This window comes from Pedobacter sp. UBA4863 (assembly GCF_002399615.1).
GTDB lineage: Bacteria > Bacteroidota > Bacteroidia > Sphingobacteriales > Sphingobacteriaceae > Pedobacter.
Genome location: NZ_DHDZ01000036.1, coordinates 18,195 through 38,165 on the forward strand (window position 1 = coordinate 18,195; position 19,971 = coordinate 38,165).

Genomic DNA, 19,971 nt, shown 5'->3' on the forward strand with positions numbered 1-19,971 from the left:
TTATAAACTAAAAAAATCCGCTGAGCATCTCAGCGGATTTTTTTATTCCCAATCCTCAACAAAATTCCTAACTTTGCGGTAAACCTTTTTACACCAATGGCAAATTTTACCCTTACACCTGAAACTTGGCAAAAAGTTAAAACAAAATTTTTGAGAAAATATCGTGAGCTAGCCGCCATAGAAATCTCTTTTACGCCAGGACAGGAAGACCAGTTGGTGCAGCAATTAGCCAAATTGGTAAACAGAGATAATACTTACATAGAGTTTACCATTCGCAAGGCCTTGGCCGACCCCGACGGGAACAGGCTTTAACATTCCTTGTTCTCTGCACTTTATTTCTATTCTTTTTTCATCTGTATAATTTTGTTTTTATTTGTGATGAAGCGAGCTGATTTTTCGATTAATTGACCACCGAAAGTGATTGCGTTTGAAAAATCAACTGGTTTAGTTAAATTTACTTTCTCTTGCTGCTAGCTTTTGCTAGGTAGCCCGCTTAGGCGTTTAATTGCCACAAATATGAAGAAAGTAAAAATTGTACTTTTAGGAGCTGTCTTAGCTGCCACATCACTTACCTTAGCTTTTAAGGAAGATCTATTTCAGGTGTCAAAAAACCTCGATGTATTTGCCTCTTTGTACAAGGAAATTAACATCAACTATGTTGACGAAACCAACCCTGCTGACTTAATGAAGCAGGGCATTGATGCGATGTTAGGCAGTTTGGACCCTTACACAGAATATGTACCCGAATCGGAAATTGAAGACTACAAGCTTAAATATATTAGCACGCAATATGGGGGCATAGGTGCAGGCACCTTAACGATTAACGGCAAGTTGTTTGTCAACGAGGTAAGCGAGGGTCATCCTTCTCAAAAAAACGATATCCGCCCAGGCGACCAAATTGTAAAAATTAATGGAGTAGCGATAACAGGTAAGGACCGGTCACAAATTAGCCAATTGTTACGCGGCCCTAAAGGCACGCCAGTAAACCTACTGCTGCTAAGGGAAGGTACGTTAATTAATAAAACCATTACCAGAGAAGAAATTAAACAACCAAATGTTTCTTATTCGGGCATGTTGGATGAACAGATTGGTTACATTCGCCTAGATAAGTTTTTAGAGAATTCGGGACAGGAAGTAAAAGCGGCTTTAGAGCAAATCAATAAACAAAAGCCCAAAGGCTTAATTTTAGATTTAAGGAATAATGGAGGGGGTATTTTACAGGAAGCGGTTAAAATAGTGAACCTTTTTATAGAGAAAAATGTGTTGGTAGTAACCCAAAAGGGCCGTAATCCAGAAAAAAGCGTTGCCTACAAAACTATGGCTAATGCTGTTGCCCCTAACCTGCCAATTGTGGTCTTAATTAACGGGGCTTCGGCTTCGGCATCAGAAATTGTGGCCGGCGCACTGCAAGACTTAGATAGAGGCATTGTGCTTGGGCAACGTAGCTACGGCAAGGGTTTGGTGCAACAAACATTTAACTTGCCTTACAACAGCTTAGTAAAGGTTACTGTGGCAAAGTATTACACGCCATCTGGCCGATGTATCCAAGCCTTAGATTATGCGCATAGAAAGCAAGATGGTTCTGCAGAAAAATTTGCCGACAGTACCTTGAAAGCGTACGGTACCAAGGTGGGTAGAACGGTTTACGATGGTAATGGCGTTTTCCCCGATGTGGAAGTGGAGCCAACAAAGTACAGCCCAATTACCCTATCGTTATTAACCAAGAATTTGTTTTTTGAGTACGCCAATACCTTTAAAAAAGAACATAAAACGGTAGCATCTGCCAAAGACTTCCAAATTAGCGACGCCAATTATACAGCTTTTTTGGCTTCTTTAGCTAACAAAGACTACAACTATACATCGAGATCGGAACGTTTGTTAAACGAATTAAAAAACGAAGCAGAAAAGGAAAATAAAGCCGCTACCGTTAAAGCTGATTTAGAAGCATTGAAAGCCAAAATGATGGCAGCCAAGAAAGATGACCTTAATGCACATAAAGCGGAAATTAAACGTGCTTTAGAAACACAAATTATAAGCCGTTATTTCCACGAGAAAGGTAGGATAGAACAATCTTTCCAGTACGATAAAGAAATAGCTAAGGCCAAACAGTTGTTTAACAACCAAAATCAAATGCTAGCCATTTTAAAAGGCGATGGCACTTATAAAACTATCGGTAGCCCAATTTTAAAAGTTAACCAGGCAGAAAACTAAAAAAGTCCCGGCATTAATTGTCGGGACTTTTTTTATGTCGATATAAGACTTCCTTTTTGAGGAACTTGATTAGTTAATAATCCATGGCGTGTAGCCTAACCTTTAAGCCTTCCATAGCCGGGCTTAATTGTATTTGGCATGCCAAACGTGTATTTGGTAATAAATCTGGTAAAGTATCTAACATGGCATACTCGTCGTCGCTCATTTCATTCAGCTTTTCTTCGCCTTCAAGTACATCTACACTACAGGTTGCGCATAAGGCCATTCCGCCACAGGTGGCCAACACATCGTATTCGCTAGCTTTTAAAAACTCCATTAAGCTAAGGCCCATATCTGTTGGTGCTGCCAGTTCGGCAACATTTCCTGCTCTGTCTTCAACTGTTATATTGATATCACTCATTATAAATATTTTATTTCCCTTTAGGGGCTAGTGGTTTAAAATTCGCTTACACCGTTTACGGTAGTATATTTCATGGTGTATTTTACGCCAGGGTTCATGTACTGGTAAGCACTGTGGCTCATTAACGCAGCTTCGTGGAAACCGCATAAAATTAGCTTTAACTTATTGGTGTAAGTATTAATATCGCCAATGGCATAAACGCCAGGTACGTTGGTAGAATAATCATCTACATTTACTTCTATGGCACTTTTGTGAATGTTTAGCCCCCATTGCTCTATAGGGCCCAATTTAGGACTTAAACCAAACAAAGGAATTAGATGGTCTGCTGCTACAGACATGGTTTCCATGGTTTTGTTATGGATAATTTCAACTGCTTCTAGTTTTCCTTCGCCGCTTACGGCGTTTAGATTGCTGTTGAGCACCAAGTTAATTTTTCCTTTTTCGGCCAGTTCCATTACTTTGGCAACCGAGTCTGGCGCTCCTCTAAAGGCTTCGCTACGGTGTACTAAGGTAAGTTCGCTACAAACATCTGCTAAGAAGATAGTCCAATCTAGGGCCGAGTCGCCACCGCCTGCTATTACCATTTTTTGGTCGCGATATTTCTCTGGATCTAAAATCATGTAGTTTACGCCACGGCCGTTCTCAAACTTTTCTAGGCCAGTAACGGCTGGTTTACGCGGCTCAAAGCAACCTAAGCCTCCAGCAATTACCACTACTTTAGCTTCAATTACGGTTCCCATGTTGGTGGTTAGTACAAAATCTGCCTCACCTCTTTTTTCTAAGCCTTCAATTCTTTCGCCCAAGGTAAAACCAGGGTGGAAGGGTTTGGCCTGTTCCATCAGGTTATCAATAAGTTCTTGTGCCAATACCGAAGGGAAGCCAGGGATATCGTAAATTGGTTTTTTAGGGTATATTTCTGATAGCTGGCCGCCTACCTGTGGCAAATAATCAATTAAATGACAGCGCATTTTTAACAAACCCGCTTCAAAAATTGCAAATAAACCAACTGGCCCAGCGCCTATAATAGCTATATCAGTAGAGATCATAATGATTAAAATTTGTGCAAAAGTACAAAATTAAGTTCTAAAATAAGGAAGCTATTTAGATGAATTCTAGATAGAAGGTGTAAAATCTATTAAACCTATGGATTAAGTTAATTTAAGGCGTTTTAATTTATAAATGTGGGTATGTTTTATTTTTGTTGCGGTTATATTAGCAACGGGTTATAGCTTATAATTTAAACAACTTATTCAAATCTACGTTATCTTTGGGCAAATGACTGAGAACATATATTTCGCTTCAGATTTTCATTTGGGCTCTCCTAACTATACCGAAAGTAGGCGACGTGAAGATCGTATTGTGCAGTGGCTAAACTTTATTACGCCAACTTGTAGCGAATTGTTTCTAATGGGCGATGTGTTCGATTTTTGGTTCGAATATAAGTACGTAGTGCCGAAAGGCTTTGTGCGGTTACAAGGTAAATTGGCCGAAATGTCTGATAAAGGCATAAAAATCTATTTTTTTAAAGGTAACCACGATATGTGGGTAAAAGACTATTTTATTAAAGAACTGGGTGTGCAAATTGTAAGTGATGAGCTTACTATTGAACGAAATGGCAAGCAATTTTATTTGCATCACGGCGATGGTTTAGGCCCTGGGGATAGGAAATATAAATTTTTAAGGAAGATTTTTAGAAACCCTATTTGCCAGTGGTTGTTTGGCATAGTGCCGCCCCGAATAGGTATGGGCATTGCCAATGGCTGGTCGGCGCATAGTAGGGCGGCCAGTAAAACAGAAGAGGTGTTTTTAGGAGAAGACAAGGAGTGGTTGGCCATTTATGCAAAGGAGCAGTTGGCAAAACGCCATTTCGATTATTTTGTGTTTGGGCATAGGCATTTGCCAATAACCATGAAACTGAACGACCAAAGTACCTATATTAATATAGGCGAGTGGTTAAACTATAATTCTTACGGTGTGTTTGATGGTGAGGAGTTAAGGCTAGAGTATTTTACCCCTAACCACCCGAATATTCGGGACAAGCACTAAAGGGAATTGATATGATGAAAAGGTTAATTGTTCTATTGCTAAATTGTTTAATTGTTATGCTGCTTGATTGTGGCATAGCCCATGCGCAATTGAAACAAGTGGCCAAAATAGATACTGCCGCTAAGGCTGTTTATGTAGATAATTTGGATAACATTTATCTTTTATCGGCCAGAGAAGAACTGTTGAAATACGATGCAAAAGGGAAATTGAAGTGGCGCTATAGCAATAGTAGGTTTGGTAAGTTGCACAGTGTGGATGTTTCTGATCCGTTACGGGTAGTGCTTTTTTATGCTGATTTTCAGCAGGTGGTGGTGCTCAACAATAATTTAAACGAGATTACCAGTTATTCGTTTGCCAAGAATGGGAACTTGTTGGTTTCGGCGGTTGCATCGGGCAATAATAGCAGTTTATGGATTTTCGATAGAGCGAGTAATGCATTGATTAAGTTAAGTAGTAGCTTTACTGAAGACGTTCGCTCTGCTAATCTGTTCCAGATTTTTGATGAAGTGGTTGATGCTAATAAAATGGCCGCTTCTGACCAGTACGTTTTTCTGCAACGCAAGCACGAAGGTGTGCTACAGTTTGATAGATTTGGTGGCTATGTGCGAGAACTACCTATAGATAGCCTTTCGGATTTTAATATTACCAGTAATGTGATTGCTTATTTGAACGGTAGCGATTTGATAAAATATCATCCAACTACTTTTGAGCGTTCTAAACAGCAGCTGCCTGTGTCTCTTCCAATTAGCCAGGCGGCTGTGGGCAATAAAATAATTGCGGTGTTAACCGAAAAAGCCGTATTTTTGCTGTCCGATAATTAAAGCGTGTTGCTTTTTGCACAGTTTTAGTGCAATAAACCCGATTGAAGTGTAAATACTTTTTTGTTGCAGATCCTTTGACAGGCTCAGGATGGCAGGGCACAAAAAAGATTGAAACGCAAAGCGGGACTTGCTTTAATTGGAACAGTTATATTGATTTTCTTATAAAAAATATGTTAGATAAATTAGAAGCCATTAAGTTGCGTTGGGAGGATGTAGAGGAACAATTGAGTAATCCGGATGTGATACAGGATATGAAGCGTTTTGCTGCCCTGAACAAGGAGTATAAGGACTTGACCAAGATTGTGGAGGAGTACAAGGTGTACAAAAACGTGATGAGCAATATTGAGGCGAACAAAGATATTTTGAGCAACGAGAAAGATCCTGAAATGCGAGAGATGGCGAAAGAGGAACAAGATATGCTGTTGGTGCAGCAGGAGGAAATGGAAGAGCGCATTAGGTTGATGCTGATTCCGAAAGATCCGGAAGATGCTAAAAATGCGGTGTTTGAAATTCGTGGTGGTACAGGAGGTGATGAAGCGGCGCTTTTTGCTGGCGATTTGTATCGTATGTACACACGTTATTTCGATACTAAAGGCTGGAAAGTAGAGGTAATGGATGTAACCGAAGGTACTGCTGGCGGTTATAAAGAGGTGGTGCTTAAAGTTAGTGGCGATGATGTTTACGGTACTTTAAAATACGAAAGTGGCGTACATCGCGTACAACGTGTACCAGATACAGAAACGCAGGGAAGGGTACATACATCGGCAGCATCGGTGGCAGTTTTGCCAGAGGCCGAAGAAGTAGATGTGTACATTAATCCGGCTGATGTTGATTTGCAGACTTCTCGTTCGGGTGGTGCTGGTGGACAGAACGTAAATAAGGTGGAAACCAAGGTGCAGTTAACGCATAGGCCTTCTGGAATTGTGGTGGTTTGTCAGGTAGAACGTTCGCAATTGGCTAACCGCGAGTTGGCCATGGAAATGTTGCGTTCTAAATTGTACGATTTAGAGGTGCAGAAAAAACATGGCGATATTGCCGCAAAGCGTAAAACAATGGTTTCTACAGGCGATAGATCTGCGAAGATTAGAACTTACAATTATCCGCAAGGGCGTGTTACCGACCATCGTATTGGTTTAACCTTGTATAACTTGCCTTCTATTATGGATGGTGATATCCAGGAATTGATTGATAAGCTTCAGTTTGCAGAGAATGCGGAGAAGATGAAAGAGGGAGCAGTAAATTAGGAACAAGGAGGTTGAAAACTTAATTTTTCTTGCTGAGAAACAACTTATTATATTTATTTGAAAAAAAATATTGCAAAATAAATTAAAGAAGCTATATTTGCAGACCCAAACGGAAAGAGGTTCTCTTGAAGTTAGGAAACGGTTCGGTAGTTCAGCTGGTTAGAATGCCGCCCTGTCACGGCGGAGGTCGCGGGTTCGAGTCCCGTCCGGACCGCAGAGAAATCTGCTAAACCCTTGTAACTTAAGTAGTTGCGAGGGTTTTTTGTTTTGGTCTACTCGGTTTTGCACTCGGTTTATTTCTACGTTTGACAATGCATTTAGATTAACTCTATTCCAACGCAGTTTCTATCTAGTATGAAATCATATAAAATCATACTGTTAAAAATTGCTTAAAGCCCTGAATTAAAGTTTTTTAAGTGCTTTTACAGGTGTTTTGTTTGAAGGTGTTTAATCTATGGCATTGTAATCTGCTTTACTTCAATCATCAATTAAGTACATCAAAAAGACTGTAAGCCATCAAATTACCCTTTGCGTAAATTTGTGGGTTTCAACTGTCTGCTACGTAAGGTTACACCAAAAATTTATGGCGGGTGGGGTGAGGCGGTACGGCTTGCCCATTGCCCTAATGGCTCTTTATATCTAGGGTATTGTTCAAGACGAAATCACATACCCTATTTTTATAGTGATTAATTTTTTATAAAAAATGAAAATGAAATGTTAAGTTTGAATAATTAATAATAGCGGCTCGTATAGCTACCAAACCGACCAAAAACAATTAGTTATACACGAGTAAGAGTTTGCCTGCGCCATGGCGTGGGTGTCTTTGTTTGTGTATGCGCTCTTGGTCGGGCGTGGTAGCTGATGAAGCCCCACGCTATTCTTTTTTTAGGCAGTACGGGAAACCGTAATTTTAAATAAAGGTAATATTCTAATTTTGCATGTATGTCAATTTATAGATTCAATTGGTTAAGGATATTACTATTGAGACTTTCTTTAATTTTATTATTTGCATTGTTCGCCTATTATTATCATTCTGAAAAAAGCAGATATATCTTAATAGAAGAAAGTAAGTTACAATATGGTATGGAGCGTCAGGCTTCTGACTTCAATTTAATGAATAAGCGATTAAGCCTTGAGTATTATGAGTTAAATAAATTTGACGACCGACTTTATGCGGGTGCTGTTAATATAAAATACGATATGTATTATGACAAGAAATCTTTAACAGTTTGTTTAGTCGCTACATTTTTATTCGCATTATTCATTGCTCTTATTAAAATCGATAGATATGTGTAATAGCCCATTTAGATATGCTATAATTATTATTTCAGCAATTCAAATGTTACTTTTTGGCTGTTCTAACAATAGTAATCAGTCAGAAGAATCGCAAGCAAAAATTGATTCTGTTGAACAACAGAATAGGTTAGCTAAAAGAGATAAATTGTTAAACTCAGAAGATGCTGTAGATCTTGATGAGATAAATTATAAATTTTCTTATCAATGGAATGATTCTTTAACTGGTAAGAAAATACTTATTACTAACGCAGAAATCCTTGATATTGCTAGAAAAGATTCGGTTTATTTATTGACTGTTAGTCCGATAATTAGTATACCTGATTATTTAATTAAGTTAAGGTGTTCTATGACAAACTTTAGTTCGTTTAAAGATTTTCTAAAAGGTGAGGATTTAGATAGTGGCGTGGGGATTATTTTTTTACTACAATCCGCAAATAAGATACCATTATCTTTTGAGGCGACCAGTTCCGATGGCGAGCCAGCTGAATTGTCAAGATTAGGACAAGAATGTTTTATTTTAAATGGTTCTTTTGTTAAAATAATTAAAGATGATAGTATTTGAAAATTTTAAATAAAGTTTAAAAGTCGTATTATATGAAGTTAATGCTCCTAATCATAGTTTTTAGTTTAACACTATATTCATTAAATGCGCAAAATTGCAAAGATATTCCACAAGCCTTTAGCAATTACAGGAGTGCTTCCGCAACTATACAGACAGCAAAGTTTTTATTTTTAGATAACATCAACACACCTAAAAGTTCTTGGATAAAATCAGCATCGTTTAAAAGTTGTGATAGAAAAAAAGGCTATTTAATTATCTATCTGAAAAACAACAATACGTACATTCATCAAAACCTTCCTACTAATATTTGGAATAATTTTAAAAAAGCTAATTCTAAAGGAAGTTATTACACAAAGAATATTAAAAAAAGATATAAACTTAGAATAAATAATTAAAAAATGAGAGTAAAGTTATATAGATCAGTTATCTCAATATTTATATTTTTAAATTTAATGAGTTGTATTGATAATCGTGAAAGTAAAATAAAAGACCTCCTAAATAGTTCACTTGAAAGTTTTGACAAATCAAAATTTGACCTAGTATCAGTCGTTGTGATTGATACAATTTCTTATGCAAAATTATACTTAATTAATAGTTTCAATAAATATAACCCTAATGAAGACCAACAGCTATACTTAGAACCAGAAACTACTATTGTTGCCGATACTGTCATTAGTGACACTGTTGTTACTGATGATATCCAGACAACGCTTGATTGGAATTACGAATCTTATACTTCTGCTTTACATAAACATATACGGTATGACTACAATAATTCAAATTACACGAAAGGAGAACAAGAAACACCTAATATTTTCCTAAATCAAATTGTTAAGATGCCTATTAAACAGTTTCGTCATAAGATTTTGAACGACAAAAATTTTAGAAGTGATTTTGGAAATGAAATTAAGAACTACAAACATTTTAATGGGGTTTTTTCTGCCGATTCTCTTAACAAATTTTTGAATATTGAGATAGAGAAAGATAGGGAGTTTTTTTGTTACATTACTTCAGTTAAATTTCGAAACGATGGAAAGCTAAAATCTATATATATCCTATTTGATGAGCAAGACAATATTATTGGTTATAAAGAATAACAAATAAATTAATGATTGTGAACATTTTTGCGGTTATTACGGACTAAAGCTAAAATTATGGTAAAATTTTTAAAAAGATCTAGGAAAAGAGATTTGCTTTTTAAAGCATTATTTATGGTATTCTATTTCGGGATTATAGCTTATTACATCCCTGTAGTGTTATCGAGTTTTATAACATATTATTATATGGGGTTAGCTTTTGCTTTAGTTTATAATTTCCCTGATTGGATAATAGGTAATAAGAATATTTCAATTTAAGTCTTGAATTTAACCGCAAAATCGCAAATTCAGGTGCGCACCACTTTTTGCTCTTTTGCGTTTTTTGATATTATTTTTTTGTTTTAAACCAGTATCTTATTGTGGTTTCTCCGAAACCAAGTTCCTCTCCTATTTTCTCATACGTCAATCCCTCATTTCTTAAACGTTTTGCTTCATTAAACAAATCTTCTTTTGACCTTTGGCGTTCATAGTTTAATTGATTGTACTCACTATCATATTCTACAAATTCAAACTGTAAGAAATAGTTATGTTCGCCTTTGCTTAACCTGCAATTCCAAATCTTTATCATTCTAAAAATCTCTTTAGGTTTGTTGCTAGAAATCTATCTTTGTTTTACAGAACTACAAATGGATCGCATAAACATTAAAAAATTAGCAGAAGAGTTAAATCTTTCTAAATCTACGGTCTCTAGAGCTTTTAGGGATAATGACGATATTAAGGCAGATACCAAGGCTCGTATTTTAGCTAAAGCAAAAGAATTAAATTATCAGCCTAATCACTATGCGAGTAATTTACGTGAGCAAAAAAGCCGTACCATTGCCATTATAGTTCCAGAGCTTGCTAATAATTACTTTTCTCAGGCAATTCACGGAATTGAAAGAATAGCTCGTGAACACAACTATCATATACTTATTTATGTTACCGATGATGATTACCAAAAGGAAGTAGATTTTATAAGGCACTTACATAATGGCAGGGCCGACGGTATTATTATGTCTGCTTCTGGCGAAGCCAATAACCATAGTTATTTAAATAAATTAGGAGGAAAGCGTTTGCCTTTGGTGTTTTTTGATAGGGTGTATGAGGATATTGATGTACCTAGGGTAGTCACAAACGATTACGATAGTAGTTTTAAAGCAACAGAGCATCTTATTCTGCAAGGATGTGAAAAAATAGCATACTTAGTAGTTAACAAGAGTTTAAGTATTGGCAAAACACGTATGCAAGGATATATAGATGCATTAGAAAAGTATCGAATTAAGTTTGATGACCGTTATATCGTAGATTGTAGCAATAGCTACGAAGAAAATGATGTAATTGTTAAAGAAGTACTAAAGGATTTAAAACCCGATGGTATTTTTGCTTCTGTAGAGCGTTTGGCATTTGCAACCTATTATGCTTGCTACGATTTGAAATTGGAAATACCAAAAGACCTTAAGGTAATAAGTTTTTCAAGCTTAGAGATAGCTCCTTTACTAAATCCTTCGTTAACCACTATTACCCAACCAGCTACAGATATAGGTGGTCAGGCTGCGCAACTTTTGTTTAATCTATTAGAAGGAGAACAGGTGGTTTCGACCATTCAGGAAGTAGTATTGAAGTCTAAATTATTTATCAGAAATTCCACAAATAAATGATAGATTTTTGATGCAGTTTTGCGTCGATTTTTTGCGCCTAAATTCTGTCAGTTTTTTTCAACTTTTTTACAAGCTTAGTGTATTTTAGGAAGAATTTGTTTGATTTTTCGGGAACGTTCCCGAAAAATCATTAGAAAATACATGTGTATTTTCGGGAACGTTCCCGTTGGTTAGTGTACATGAAAGCTTAGTGTTGTTTTTACACTTTTAAACTGTTTTTTGTTTTCTTATCATTCATTAAATCAATTGTTTATGTTGTTTTTTAGTCCGCTTTTTAGACTTGTTTGTACAGGGGGTAAGTGTTTTATTTTTCAATAATATTTTTGCCGAATATTTGCTTGAAAATAAATTTTAAATAAATTTTGATTTTAATATTGAGCTTGTAAATTAGTTCTTCGTGTATTTTAACTGAAATTCTAACCAAATTTATTAATCAAATTTACTCCAAGTATGAAAGTATTTTACCTGTTAAAACAGGGCCTTTTAGTACTCTTGCTTTTTGCAGTATTAAAAGTTCAAGCGCAAACCGGCACATTGTCTGGAAAAGTGTTAGATGAAACTGGTCAACCCTTGCCAGGAGCCTCTGTAGCAATTAAAGGGACAACCAAAATAGTAGGAACATTAGCCGATGGTTCATTTCAATTTGTTGGTATAAGTGGCACTGTTGTTTTAGTAACAAATTTTATTGGTTATCAATCACAAGAACAAAGTATTACTGTAAATGGCAATACTACTTTGAATTTTAAGATGGTTCCTGATAATCAAAATCTAAACGAGGTAGTTGTTATCGGTTACGGAGCTGTACAAAAGAAAGATTTAACTGGATCTGTTAGTACCGTGAGTGCTAAAGATTTCCAAAAAGGAACAGTTACTACCCCCGATCAACTTATCCAAGGTAAGGTACCAGGTGTAAGTATTACGCCAAATGGTGGACAACCGGGGGGAAGTGCACAAATTAGAATTAGGGGAGGTGCATCATTGAATGCAAGTAACGATCCTTTAATTGTAATTGATGGTGTACCCTTTAGCGGAAATACTATTGGTAATGCACCCAGTCCATTATCATTAATCAATCCGAATGATATAGAAACATTTACTGTGCTAAAAGATGCGAACGCAACGGCAATTTATGGTTCTAGAGCGTCGAATGGGGTTATTTTAATCACTACTAAAAAAGGAACTAGTGGTCAGCCATCTATCAATTTCAGTACAAATAATTCATTAGCTACTTTGATAAAAAAGGTTGATGTGCTAACCGCTGATGAAATTCGCGAATATGTGAATGCGAATGGTACGAGCGCACAGAAATTATTGTTAGGTAATGCAAATACCGATTGGCAACATGAAATATATCGCAATGCGTATACTACCGATAATAACATTTCAATATCAGGTACTGCAAAAGGATTGAATATGCCGTATCGTATTTCTGGAGGCTACCTAAATCAAAACGGATTGTTGTTGTCAGACCAATTGAAACGTGGTACTGCAGCTATAAATCTTTCTCCTAAATTTTTTGATAACCATTTAAAAGTTGATTTGAACATTAAGGGAGCAATTACTAAATCTTACTTTGGTAATCAGGGTGCTATTGGTGCGGCTATCCAATATGATCCAACACAACCTGTTTATGATAGCAATAGTATTTTTGGAGGTTACAAAGAATGGCAAACTGGTTCAGGCTCATCTGCAGTGCCAAACACAAATGCGCCAAATAATCCGGTTGGTTTAATTAAAGAACGAACTGATGTTGGTGATGCAAAACGTAGCTTCGGTAATTTAACCTTAGATTATACTTTCCACTTCTTGCCAGAACTAAGAGCAAATTTAAATTTAGGCTACGATGTATCTAAAGGAACTGGACATACTTTTGTACCTGACTATGCAGCTCAAAGCTATGCAACTCGTGGTTTTTTCCAAGATCGTAAAAACACTTCTAATGATTATACATCAGAGTTTTACTTAAATTATGCTAAAACCTTAGAAAGTATTAAAAGTAGAGTTGATGTAACAGCAGGTTATGGTTACTACGATATAAAACAAACCAACTATAATTTTACTTCTTACAGAGCAGATAAAACTACACAAATTACTGCTCCAGCATATCCGTTTGAAGTACAGCAAAATAAGTTGCTTTCTTACTATGGTCGTTTAATATATACTTTTGCCGATAACTACATACTTTCTAGTACTATGCGTGCCGATGCTTCTTCAAAATTTGCAGAAGACAACAGATGGGGATATTTTCCATCGGTTGGTTTTACGTGGAGAGTTATTAATGAAAGTTTCTTAAAAAACAGTAATGTATTTTCTGACTTAAAATTAAGATTAAGTTATGGTAGAACAGGAAATAAAGACGGTATTGGAAACTATGAATATTTAGCCAGATATTATCCAAATTCTACCACCGGTCAATACCAAATTGGCGATACATATTACAATTATTATAGTCCTGCCGGATACGACAAAGATTTAAGATGGGAAACTACTGATACTTACAATGCTGGTATAGATTACGGATTTTTGAAAGGCAAAATTTATGGTAGCATAGATGTGTATTCTAAAAAAACCAAAGATTTATTGAGTTTAGTAAATATTCCACTAGGAGTAAACTTTACCAACGTTTTAACTACTAATGTAGGTAGCATGGAAGTTAAGGGTATAGAAGGTAATATCAATTTTAATATTATTGATAGAACCGATGTGAATTGGACAGTTGGTTTTAATGCATCGTACAATAAAAGAAAAATTACCAATTTAACACTGATAGATGATAATTCTGCCGCTATAGATGCTGGAGATATTACTGGCGGAACTGGTATACATTTGAAATATAATGCTGTAAACCAAAAGCCAGGTGCATTCTTAGTAAAAAAACAGGTTTACGATGCAGCAGGGAAACCTATATACAATTTATATGAAGATTTAAATGGTGATGGACAAGTAACGGAAGCAGATAAATATTATTACCATTCGCCAGATCCAAGTGTAACTATGGGCTTTAGCACTTCGTTTAGCTATAAAAAATGGACATTAAGTACTGTTTTGCGTGCTAATTTAGGTAACTACATTTACGATAACGTTTCGTCTAATTTTGGTGTTAACTACAACTTGTTAAGTGTTCAAGGCAATATCAATAATGCGGCTAGAGATTTCTTATACACTGGTTTTAGTGGAAATTCTGGTTATCAATACTTAAGTGATTACTATATCAAAAACGCATCTTTTGTAAAAATGGATAATCTAGGTATAGGCTACGATTTTGGTAAAATCACTAAATCTGGTAAGCTAAATCTACGTGTATCTGCCAATGTGCAAAACGTATTTACAATTACAAAATACGATGGAATTGATCCAGAGTCTGTTTCAGGAATTGACAACAATTTATACCCAAGACCAAGAACATACACATTAGGATTAAATATTGGACTTTAATTAGGGGAAATTAGTAATGAAAAAGATATTATATAAATTTTTAATAGCGCCATTATTTTTAGGGATATTATTTACTGCTTGTAAAAAAGATGCACTTAATCTGAAACCTACTAATGACGTTACTGCCGATGAAGTATATGCCACGGCAGCAGGATATAAAAATGAATTAGTAAAGTTATACGCCACGTATGCATTAACTAGTTCTCAAGGATCTGATGCAAGTGACGTAGGTGGTTTAAATGCTGGCTTTGCAGATTTTCTACGTTTATTTTGGACTTCGCAAGAATTAACGACAGATGAGGCAATTTGCGCATGGGGTGATACAGGTATTCCAGAGTTAAACCAATCAACTTGGACAACAGATAATCAATTTTTAAGAGGTTTATACTCGAGATCTATTTTACACATTACCGTATGTAACGAGTTTTTAAGAGAGAGTACGCCAGAGAAATTAGCAGCCAGAAACATTACTGGAAACGACGCAACTAATATTGTGCGTTATCGTGCAGAGGCTCGTTTTTTACGTGCCTTCCAGTACTGGGTTTTAATGGATGGCTTTGGAAATCCACCTTTTGTAACAGAAACTGATGATATTGGTAAGGGGTTGCCAAAACAAATTAAAAGAGCTGAATTATTCAATTACATCGAATCGGAACTTAAAGCAATTGAGGGTGATTTAGCGGACGCTCGTACAAATGAATACGGAAGAGCCGATAAAGGTGCTGCGTGGGCACTTTTAGCCAGAATGTATTTAAATGCGCAAGTGTATACCGGTACTGCAAAATATACTGATGCAATTACATACTCATCTAAAGTAATCAATGCAACAACTGGCGGAGGTTATGCTTTAAAATCTAAGTATATGCACCTGTTTCGTACTGATAATGATAGAAATAATCCAGAGGTTATTTTAAGTATTAACTACGATGGGGTAAAAAGTACAAATTGGGGTGGTACAACTTATTTGATTAACGCCTCTGTAAATGCAGATATGAATCCAGCATCTTTTGGAATACCGAATGGTGGTTGGACTGGAAATCGTACTCGACAAAATTTAACTGCGTTGTTTTCGGATGTTACCGGAGCTACTGATAAACGAGGAGAATTTTTTGGTACGAAAGCCATTGTTGATGAAATGGGAGTTTTTACTGACGGGCTTAGAATTACCAAATTTAAAAATGTAAGCTCAACAGGTGCAGCAGGCGCTACGTTAAATGGCGAATTTAGCTCGCTAGACTTTCCATTATTCCGCTTAGCAGAACAATATCTAATTTATGGTGAGGCAGTAGCCAGAGGTGGTGCAGGTGGTACCGTAGCACAAGCCCTAATTTATATAAATAACTTGCGTGCCCGTGCTTATGAAAATGCAACTGGTGCGGTTTCGTTGAGTAACCTTACTACTGATTTCTATTTAGACGAACGCGGAAGAGAATTGTATTGGGAAGGTCATCGTCGTACGGATTTAGTGCGCTATGGAAAATTTGCTGGTAACACATATTTATGGCCTTTTAAAGGCGGAACAAAAGCTGGAACAAATGTCCCTGCGCATCGTAATATTTATCCTATACCAGCTACAGATATTGGTAACAACACCAATTTGACACAAAATCTGGGTTATTAATCATTAACTGAATTAAAAAATGAAAATATTTAAAATAATGATCTTGGCCTTAATTGTAACTGGGCTGTGGTCGTGCGAAAAAGATGGTACTAAAACTGTTGTTAAAACTGAGGGGGCAACCTCAAATTTTTCTGCTTCGGTTAGTACAATTGTTGTAGATAAAACTATGTTAACAACCGATGTAATTAGTTTCAATTTTAAACAACCAGATTTTGGTTATCAAGCAGGAGTTACAAATGTAATTCAACTATCTACAAAGGCTAATAATTTTGCAGCTGGTACATACAAAGAATATACGGTAGAACCTAATGCAACACAAAAGAAATACAATGGTTTAGATTTTAATACCATGCTTTTGGCATTAAACATTTCATCTTCTCAAAACACAGATATTGTAGCAAGACTAAAATCAACCATTTCTGAGACTATTGCTCCTGTGTATAGCAATGTTATTACGATTAGTGCAAAGCCATTTCCGCTTACTGCTTGGGTTTATGTACCGGGTGGTTATCAAGGTTGGGATCCTAGTACTGCAGATAGTTTAGTTTCGGCAACAGGCAATGGTATTTATACTGGTGTTATCACTTTTACAGCTGCCAATCAAGGATTTAAAATTACGCCTAAAAAGAATTGGGACAATGATTATGGCAGTGCAGGTGCTGGAAAATTGGTGGCCAAAGGAGGTGATTTAACCGCTGCTACTCCAGGACAAAAATTAGTTACTGTTAATTTAAATGATATGACCTATGCCATTGAAGACAATAAAGTTTGGTCTATTATAGGTAACGCTACCCCTGGAGATTGGAGCAATGATACCAATATGATAACCAAAAATGATGGCAAAAATGTTTGGACATTAACTACTAATTTAATTGGTGGTAACGACTTAAAGTTTCGCTATAATCATGATTGGGGAACTAACTTGGGTGGATCACTAGCCGCACTAACAACAGGCGGAGATAACATTAGAATTGCAACTTCTGGTAATTATACCATTACACTTACAGTTGTATATGATAATGCTGGAAATGTTACTGGAGGTAATGCAGTGCTAGTTAAGAACTAATTTAAACGAACCAATCAGCTTTTAAACTTGGCATCCAAAATTTAACACATTTTTTGGATGCCAATTTATTTAACTAAATCATACCATGTCCAAATCTGTATCTATTTTATTTTTTTATTTTCTATTTACCGCTGTAAGTTTAAAAGCACAGACTAGTCCTGTTTTATCAGTTGGGAACATCAAAAATGTAAACATCGATAAACAGAAAATAACCTTCAACTCAGAAAATGCATACGGTGAAATAACTATTTATTCTCCCAGTATAATTCGGGTAAGAATAGACAAAAAAGTATTAGCTAAAGATTTTTCTTATGCGGTAGTTAAACAGCCTGAAGTTACCAAAGTTAATTTTACACAAAGTGATAGTGAAATCTTAATTCAAACAGACTCATTAAAAGCAATTGTATCTAAAAGACCTTTTGCAGTGGCTTTTTATACCTTAGATGGAAAAATTATTAACGAAGACGAAAAAGGTTTGCAAAATGCTTGGGTTGCCGAAGAAGTTACCGCTTACAAGCACATGCAAGATGGAGAGCGCTTTGTTGGTTTAGGCGAAAAAACAGGAAATCTCGACAGAAAAGGAAATGGCTATACCAACTGGAATTACGACGCTTTTGGCTATTCAACTGGACAAGATCCGCTTTATTCTTCAATTCCATTTTACATAGGGATACACAGCGGATTAAATTACGGCATTTTCTTGGACAATACCTATCAAACAGATTTTAACTTCGGAGCAAGTAATAACCGTTTTTCATCTTTTTCTGCACAAGGTGGAGAGTTGAATTATTATTTCATCTATCACAAGAAACTGGCAGATATTATTACTTCATACACCGCTTTAACTGGTCGTATGAAAATGCCTCCACTTTGGAGTTTGGGGTATCAACAAAATAGATATAGTTATTATCCAGAAACTGAAGTAATGCGTATTGCGCAAACTTTGAGAGAAAAGAAAATCCCAGCCGATGGTATTACCTTGGATATTCATTATATGGACCAGTACAAGTTGTTTACTTGGGACAAATCGAGATTTGGTGATCCATTGGCAATGAATAAAAAACTTAAGGATTTAGGTTTTAGAACTACTGTAATTGTAGATCCGGGTATTAAAGTAGAAAAAGATTACGATGCTTATGAAGACGGCGTTAAAAAAGGAATTTTTGTAAAATATCCAGACAGTACCAATTTTACAGCGCAAGTTTGGCCGGGATGGTGCCATTTTCCAGATTTTACTTCAATCGCAGGTAGAGAATGGTGGAAAGAAAAAATCAAGTTCTTCGCAAACACAGGTGTGGATGGCATTTGGAACGACATGAACGAAATTGCGAGTTGGGGACAAAAAATGCCTTCTAATATTACGTTTAATTATGATGGAGCCTTAGCTAGCCATAAGCAAGCGCATAATGTTTATGGTATGCAAATGGCTAGATCAAGTTTCGAAGGTGCAATAGCTGCAACCAACAAACGTCCGTTTAATTTAACACGTGCTGGTTACGCAGGTTTACAACGTTATACTGCAATTTGGACAGGTGATAATAGATCAGAAGAAGATCACATGTTGTTGGGTGTACGCTTAATGAACAGTTTGGGATTAAGTGGTGTAGCTTTTACAGGAATGGATATTGGTGGTTTTACTGGTAATCCATCAGTAAGTTTGTATGCACGTTGGATACAAATTGGCGCATTTAACCCTTATTTCCGTAATCATACGGCGGTTAATACCAAATCATCAGAGCCGTGGAGCTATGGTGAAGAAGTGACTGAAATTTCTAGAAATTACATTAATCTACGTTATCGTTTACTCCCGTATTTATATTCAACATTTAATCAGGCGGTAAATACTGGTATGCCGGTAGTACGTAGTTTAGCAATAGACAATACTTTCGAACCAAAAGTGTACGATACGCAGTTTCAAAATCAATTTTTATTTGGAAATGCATTTTTAGTAGCGCCTTTTGAAAGTACTAAAAACTATGGTAACGTGTTCTTTCCTAAAGGCAAATGGTATAACTTGTATAATGGCGAGGCTATAGAAGGAAATTCGGAAAAAGTTGTTGCACTAAGTATTCAGAAACTTCCGGTTTTTGTGAAAGAAAGCAGTATTGTACCCATGCAATCGTTAGTGCAAACTACTGCCGAAAAGCCAACCGATACTTTGGTAATTCATATTTACAAAGGCGCCACCAATAACAGCTTTACTTATTACGAAGATGATGGAGAAAGCTATAATTATGAAAAGGGCGAGTTTTACAAAAGAAATATCAGTTATGATGCGGTTAAAAAGAGTATTGTTTTTAACAAAGTAGAAGGCAGCTATCAATCTAAATTTTCGAAGTTAAAACTTGTTTTTCATGGTTTTGCGACTACTGATAGAATTGTTGCAGGCAAAGCTTTACAAGATGATTTTGTTTCTTTTTTAACGCCTATTTCCAGGTTTGATCCTCAAGGTACAGCAAACCCTATAGAAGGTTATAACGTAAAAAGCGTAACACTAAATAACACCAATAACCAATTTGAAATTAAGTACTAATC

17 protein-coding genes and 1 tRNA gene are annotated in these 19,971 nt (G+C 36.1%); 15 read left to right on the forward strand and 3 right to left on the reverse strand.

Going from position 1 to position 19,971, the window contains the following annotated elements; genetic code table 11:
- Positions 1 to 96 precede the first annotated feature (96 nt).
- Both B3I52_RS08500 and B3I52_RS08505 read left to right on the forward strand, forming a co-directional pair.
- Positions 97 to 312: a hypothetical protein gene (locus B3I52_RS08500; protein WP_293300361.1), complete on the forward strand. Its 216-nt coding sequence runs from the start codon at positions 97 to 99 to the stop codon at positions 310 to 312.
- A gap of 204 nt (positions 313 to 516) precedes the next feature.
- Positions 517 to 2,211 carry a S41 family peptidase gene (locus B3I52_RS08505; RefSeq protein ID WP_293300363.1) on the forward strand — a complete coding sequence of 565 codons (1,695 nt, stop codon included), beginning with the start codon at positions 517 to 519 and terminating at the stop codon, positions 2,209 to 2,211.
- A gap of 73 nt (positions 2,212 to 2,284) precedes the next feature.
- On the opposite strand, the gene B3I52_RS08510 is transcribed toward B3I52_RS08505, so the two are convergent.
- Positions 2,285 to 2,611 (reverse strand): 2Fe-2S iron-sulfur cluster-binding protein, encoded by a 327-nt coding sequence (locus B3I52_RS08510; RefSeq protein WP_293300364.1) that lies wholly within the window; start codon positions 2,609 to 2,611, stop codon positions 2,285 to 2,287.
- A gap of 35 nt (positions 2,612 to 2,646) precedes the next feature.
- Complete coding sequence (locus B3I52_RS08515; protein WP_293300365.1) at positions 2,647 to 3,657, reverse strand: NAD(P)/FAD-dependent oxidoreductase; 1,011 nt, start codon at positions 3,655 to 3,657, stop codon at positions 2,647 to 2,649.
- 229 nt (positions 3,658 to 3,886) lie between these two features.
- Here B3I52_RS08515 and B3I52_RS08520 point away from each other — a divergent pair, with 229 nt between their 5' ends.
- The 8 genes from B3I52_RS08520 (at position 3,887) to B3I52_RS08555 (ending at position 9,677) form a co-directional block, all read left to right on the forward strand.
- A complete protein-coding gene (locus tag B3I52_RS08520) occupies positions 3,887 to 4,657 on the forward strand; it encodes a UDP-2,3-diacylglucosamine diphosphatase (RefSeq protein ID WP_293300367.1) in 771 nt (256 codons plus the stop codon).
- Positions 4,658 to 4,713: 56 nt separating this feature from the next.
- Positions 4,714 to 5,478, forward strand: coding sequence for a hypothetical protein (locus B3I52_RS08525; protein ID WP_293300368.1), 765 nt, complete (start codon positions 4,714 to 4,716; stop codon positions 5,476 to 5,478).
- Positions 5,479 to 5,648: 170 nt separating this feature from the next.
- Positions 5,649 to 6,722, forward strand: a complete 1,074-nt coding sequence (gene prfA, locus B3I52_RS08530; protein WP_293300370.1) for a peptide chain release factor 1 — start codon at positions 5,649 to 5,651, stop codon at positions 6,720 to 6,722.
- Between the two features lie 140 nt (positions 6,723 to 6,862).
- A tRNA-Asp gene (locus B3I52_RS08535) sits at positions 6,863 to 6,936 on the forward strand.
- A 767-nt stretch (positions 6,937 to 7,703) separates the two neighbouring features.
- Positions 7,704 to 8,018 carry a hypothetical protein gene (locus tag B3I52_RS08540; protein WP_293300372.1) on the forward strand — a complete coding sequence of 105 codons (315 nt, stop codon included), beginning with the start codon at positions 7,704 to 7,706 and terminating at the stop codon, positions 8,016 to 8,018.
- Positions 8,011 to 8,580 (forward strand): hypothetical protein, encoded by a 570-nt coding sequence (locus tag B3I52_RS08545; protein WP_293300373.1) that lies wholly within the window; start codon positions 8,011 to 8,013, stop codon positions 8,578 to 8,580. Before B3I52_RS08540 ends, B3I52_RS08545 begins: the two co-directional genes overlap by 8 nt.
- A gap of 32 nt (positions 8,581 to 8,612) precedes the next feature.
- Entirely contained in the window at positions 8,613 to 8,975 is a 363-nt protein-coding gene (locus tag B3I52_RS08550) for a KTSC domain-containing protein (RefSeq protein ID WP_293300374.1), read from the forward strand.
- Positions 8,976 to 8,978: 3 nt separating this feature from the next.
- Positions 8,979 to 9,677: a hypothetical protein gene (locus B3I52_RS08555; protein ID WP_293300376.1), complete on the forward strand. Its 699-nt coding sequence runs from the start codon at positions 8,979 to 8,981 to the stop codon at positions 9,675 to 9,677.
- Between the two features lie 328 nt (positions 9,678 to 10,005).
- Here B3I52_RS08555 and B3I52_RS08560 read toward each other — a convergent pair whose 3' ends face one another.
- Positions 10,006 to 10,245 (reverse strand): hypothetical protein, encoded by a 240-nt coding sequence (locus B3I52_RS08560; RefSeq protein ID WP_293300378.1) that lies wholly within the window; start codon positions 10,243 to 10,245, stop codon positions 10,006 to 10,008.
- 58 nt (positions 10,246 to 10,303) lie between these two features.
- Between B3I52_RS08560 and B3I52_RS08565 the strand changes: the two genes are divergently transcribed.
- The 5 genes from B3I52_RS08565 (at position 10,304) to B3I52_RS08585 (ending at position 19,969) form a co-directional block, all read left to right on the forward strand.
- Positions 10,304 to 11,314, forward strand: a complete 1,011-nt coding sequence (locus B3I52_RS08565; protein WP_293300380.1) for a LacI family DNA-binding transcriptional regulator — start codon at positions 10,304 to 10,306, stop codon at positions 11,312 to 11,314.
- A gap of 450 nt (positions 11,315 to 11,764) precedes the next feature.
- The gene (locus B3I52_RS08570) at positions 11,765 to 14,749 is read left to right on the forward strand and encodes a SusC/RagA family TonB-linked outer membrane protein (protein WP_293300382.1); all 2,985 of its coding nucleotides are present in this window, start codon (positions 11,765 to 11,767) and stop codon (positions 14,747 to 14,749) included.
- Positions 14,750 to 14,765: 16 nt separating this feature from the next.
- Entirely contained in the window at positions 14,766 to 16,370 is a 1,605-nt protein-coding gene (locus B3I52_RS08575) for a RagB/SusD family nutrient uptake outer membrane protein (RefSeq protein WP_293300384.1), read from the forward strand.
- Between the two features lie 19 nt (positions 16,371 to 16,389).
- Entirely contained in the window at positions 16,390 to 17,436 is a 1,047-nt protein-coding gene (locus B3I52_RS08580) for a SusE domain-containing protein (protein WP_293300386.1), read from the forward strand.
- Between the two features lie 85 nt (positions 17,437 to 17,521).
- Positions 17,522 to 19,969, forward strand: a complete 2,448-nt coding sequence (locus B3I52_RS08585) for a TIM-barrel domain-containing protein (RefSeq protein WP_293300387.1) — start codon at positions 17,522 to 17,524, stop codon at positions 19,967 to 19,969.
- Positions 19,970 to 19,971 lie beyond the last annotated feature (2 nt).

Excerpts from the sequence above, each read along its gene's own strand:
- B3I52_RS08545 (WP_293300373.1), top strand. The coding sequence starts at position 8,011 with ATGTGTAATAGCCCATTTAGATATGCTATAATTATTATTTCAGCAATT.
- B3I52_RS08515 (WP_293300365.1), bottom strand. The coding sequence starts at position 3,657 with ATGATCTCTACTGATATAGCTATTATAGGCGCTGGGCCAGTTGGTTTA.
- B3I52_RS08565 (WP_293300380.1), top strand. The coding sequence starts at position 10,304 with ATGGATCGCATAAACATTAAAAAATTAGCAGAAGAGTTAAATCTTTCT.
- B3I52_RS08575 (WP_293300384.1), top strand. The coding sequence starts at position 14,766 with ATGAAAAAGATATTATATAAATTTTTAATAGCGCCATTATTTTTAGGG.
- B3I52_RS08550 (WP_293300374.1), top strand. The coding sequence starts at position 8,613 with ATGAAGTTAATGCTCCTAATCATAGTTTTTAGTTTAACACTATATTCA.
- B3I52_RS08555 (WP_293300376.1), top strand. The coding sequence starts at position 8,979 with ATGAGAGTAAAGTTATATAGATCAGTTATCTCAATATTTATATTTTTA.
- B3I52_RS08505 (WP_293300363.1), top strand. The coding sequence starts at position 517 with ATGAAGAAAGTAAAAATTGTACTTTTAGGAGCTGTCTTAGCTGCCACA.
- prfA (WP_293300370.1), top strand. The coding sequence starts at position 5,649 with ATGTTAGATAAATTAGAAGCCATTAAGTTGCGTTGGGAGGATGTAGAG.
- B3I52_RS08510 (WP_293300364.1), bottom strand. The coding sequence starts at position 2,611 with ATGAGTGATATCAATATAACAGTTGAAGACAGAGCAGGAAATGTTGCC.
- B3I52_RS08580 (WP_293300386.1), top strand. The coding sequence starts at position 16,390 with ATGAAAATATTTAAAATAATGATCTTGGCCTTAATTGTAACTGGGCTG.
- B3I52_RS08500 (WP_293300361.1), top strand. The coding sequence starts at position 97 with ATGGCAAATTTTACCCTTACACCTGAAACTTGGCAAAAAGTTAAAACA.
- B3I52_RS08520 (WP_293300367.1), top strand. The coding sequence starts at position 3,887 with ATGACTGAGAACATATATTTCGCTTCAGATTTTCATTTGGGCTCTCCT.
- B3I52_RS08560 (WP_293300378.1), bottom strand. The coding sequence starts at position 10,245 with ATGATAAAGATTTGGAATTGCAGGTTAAGCAAAGGCGAACATAACTAT.
- B3I52_RS08570 (WP_293300382.1), top strand. The coding sequence starts at position 11,765 with ATGAAAGTATTTTACCTGTTAAAACAGGGCCTTTTAGTACTCTTGCTT.
- B3I52_RS08585 (WP_293300387.1), top strand. The coding sequence starts at position 17,522 with ATGTCCAAATCTGTATCTATTTTATTTTTTTATTTTCTATTTACCGCT.
- B3I52_RS08525 (WP_293300368.1), top strand. The coding sequence starts at position 4,714 with ATGCTGCTTGATTGTGGCATAGCCCATGCGCAATTGAAACAAGTGGCC.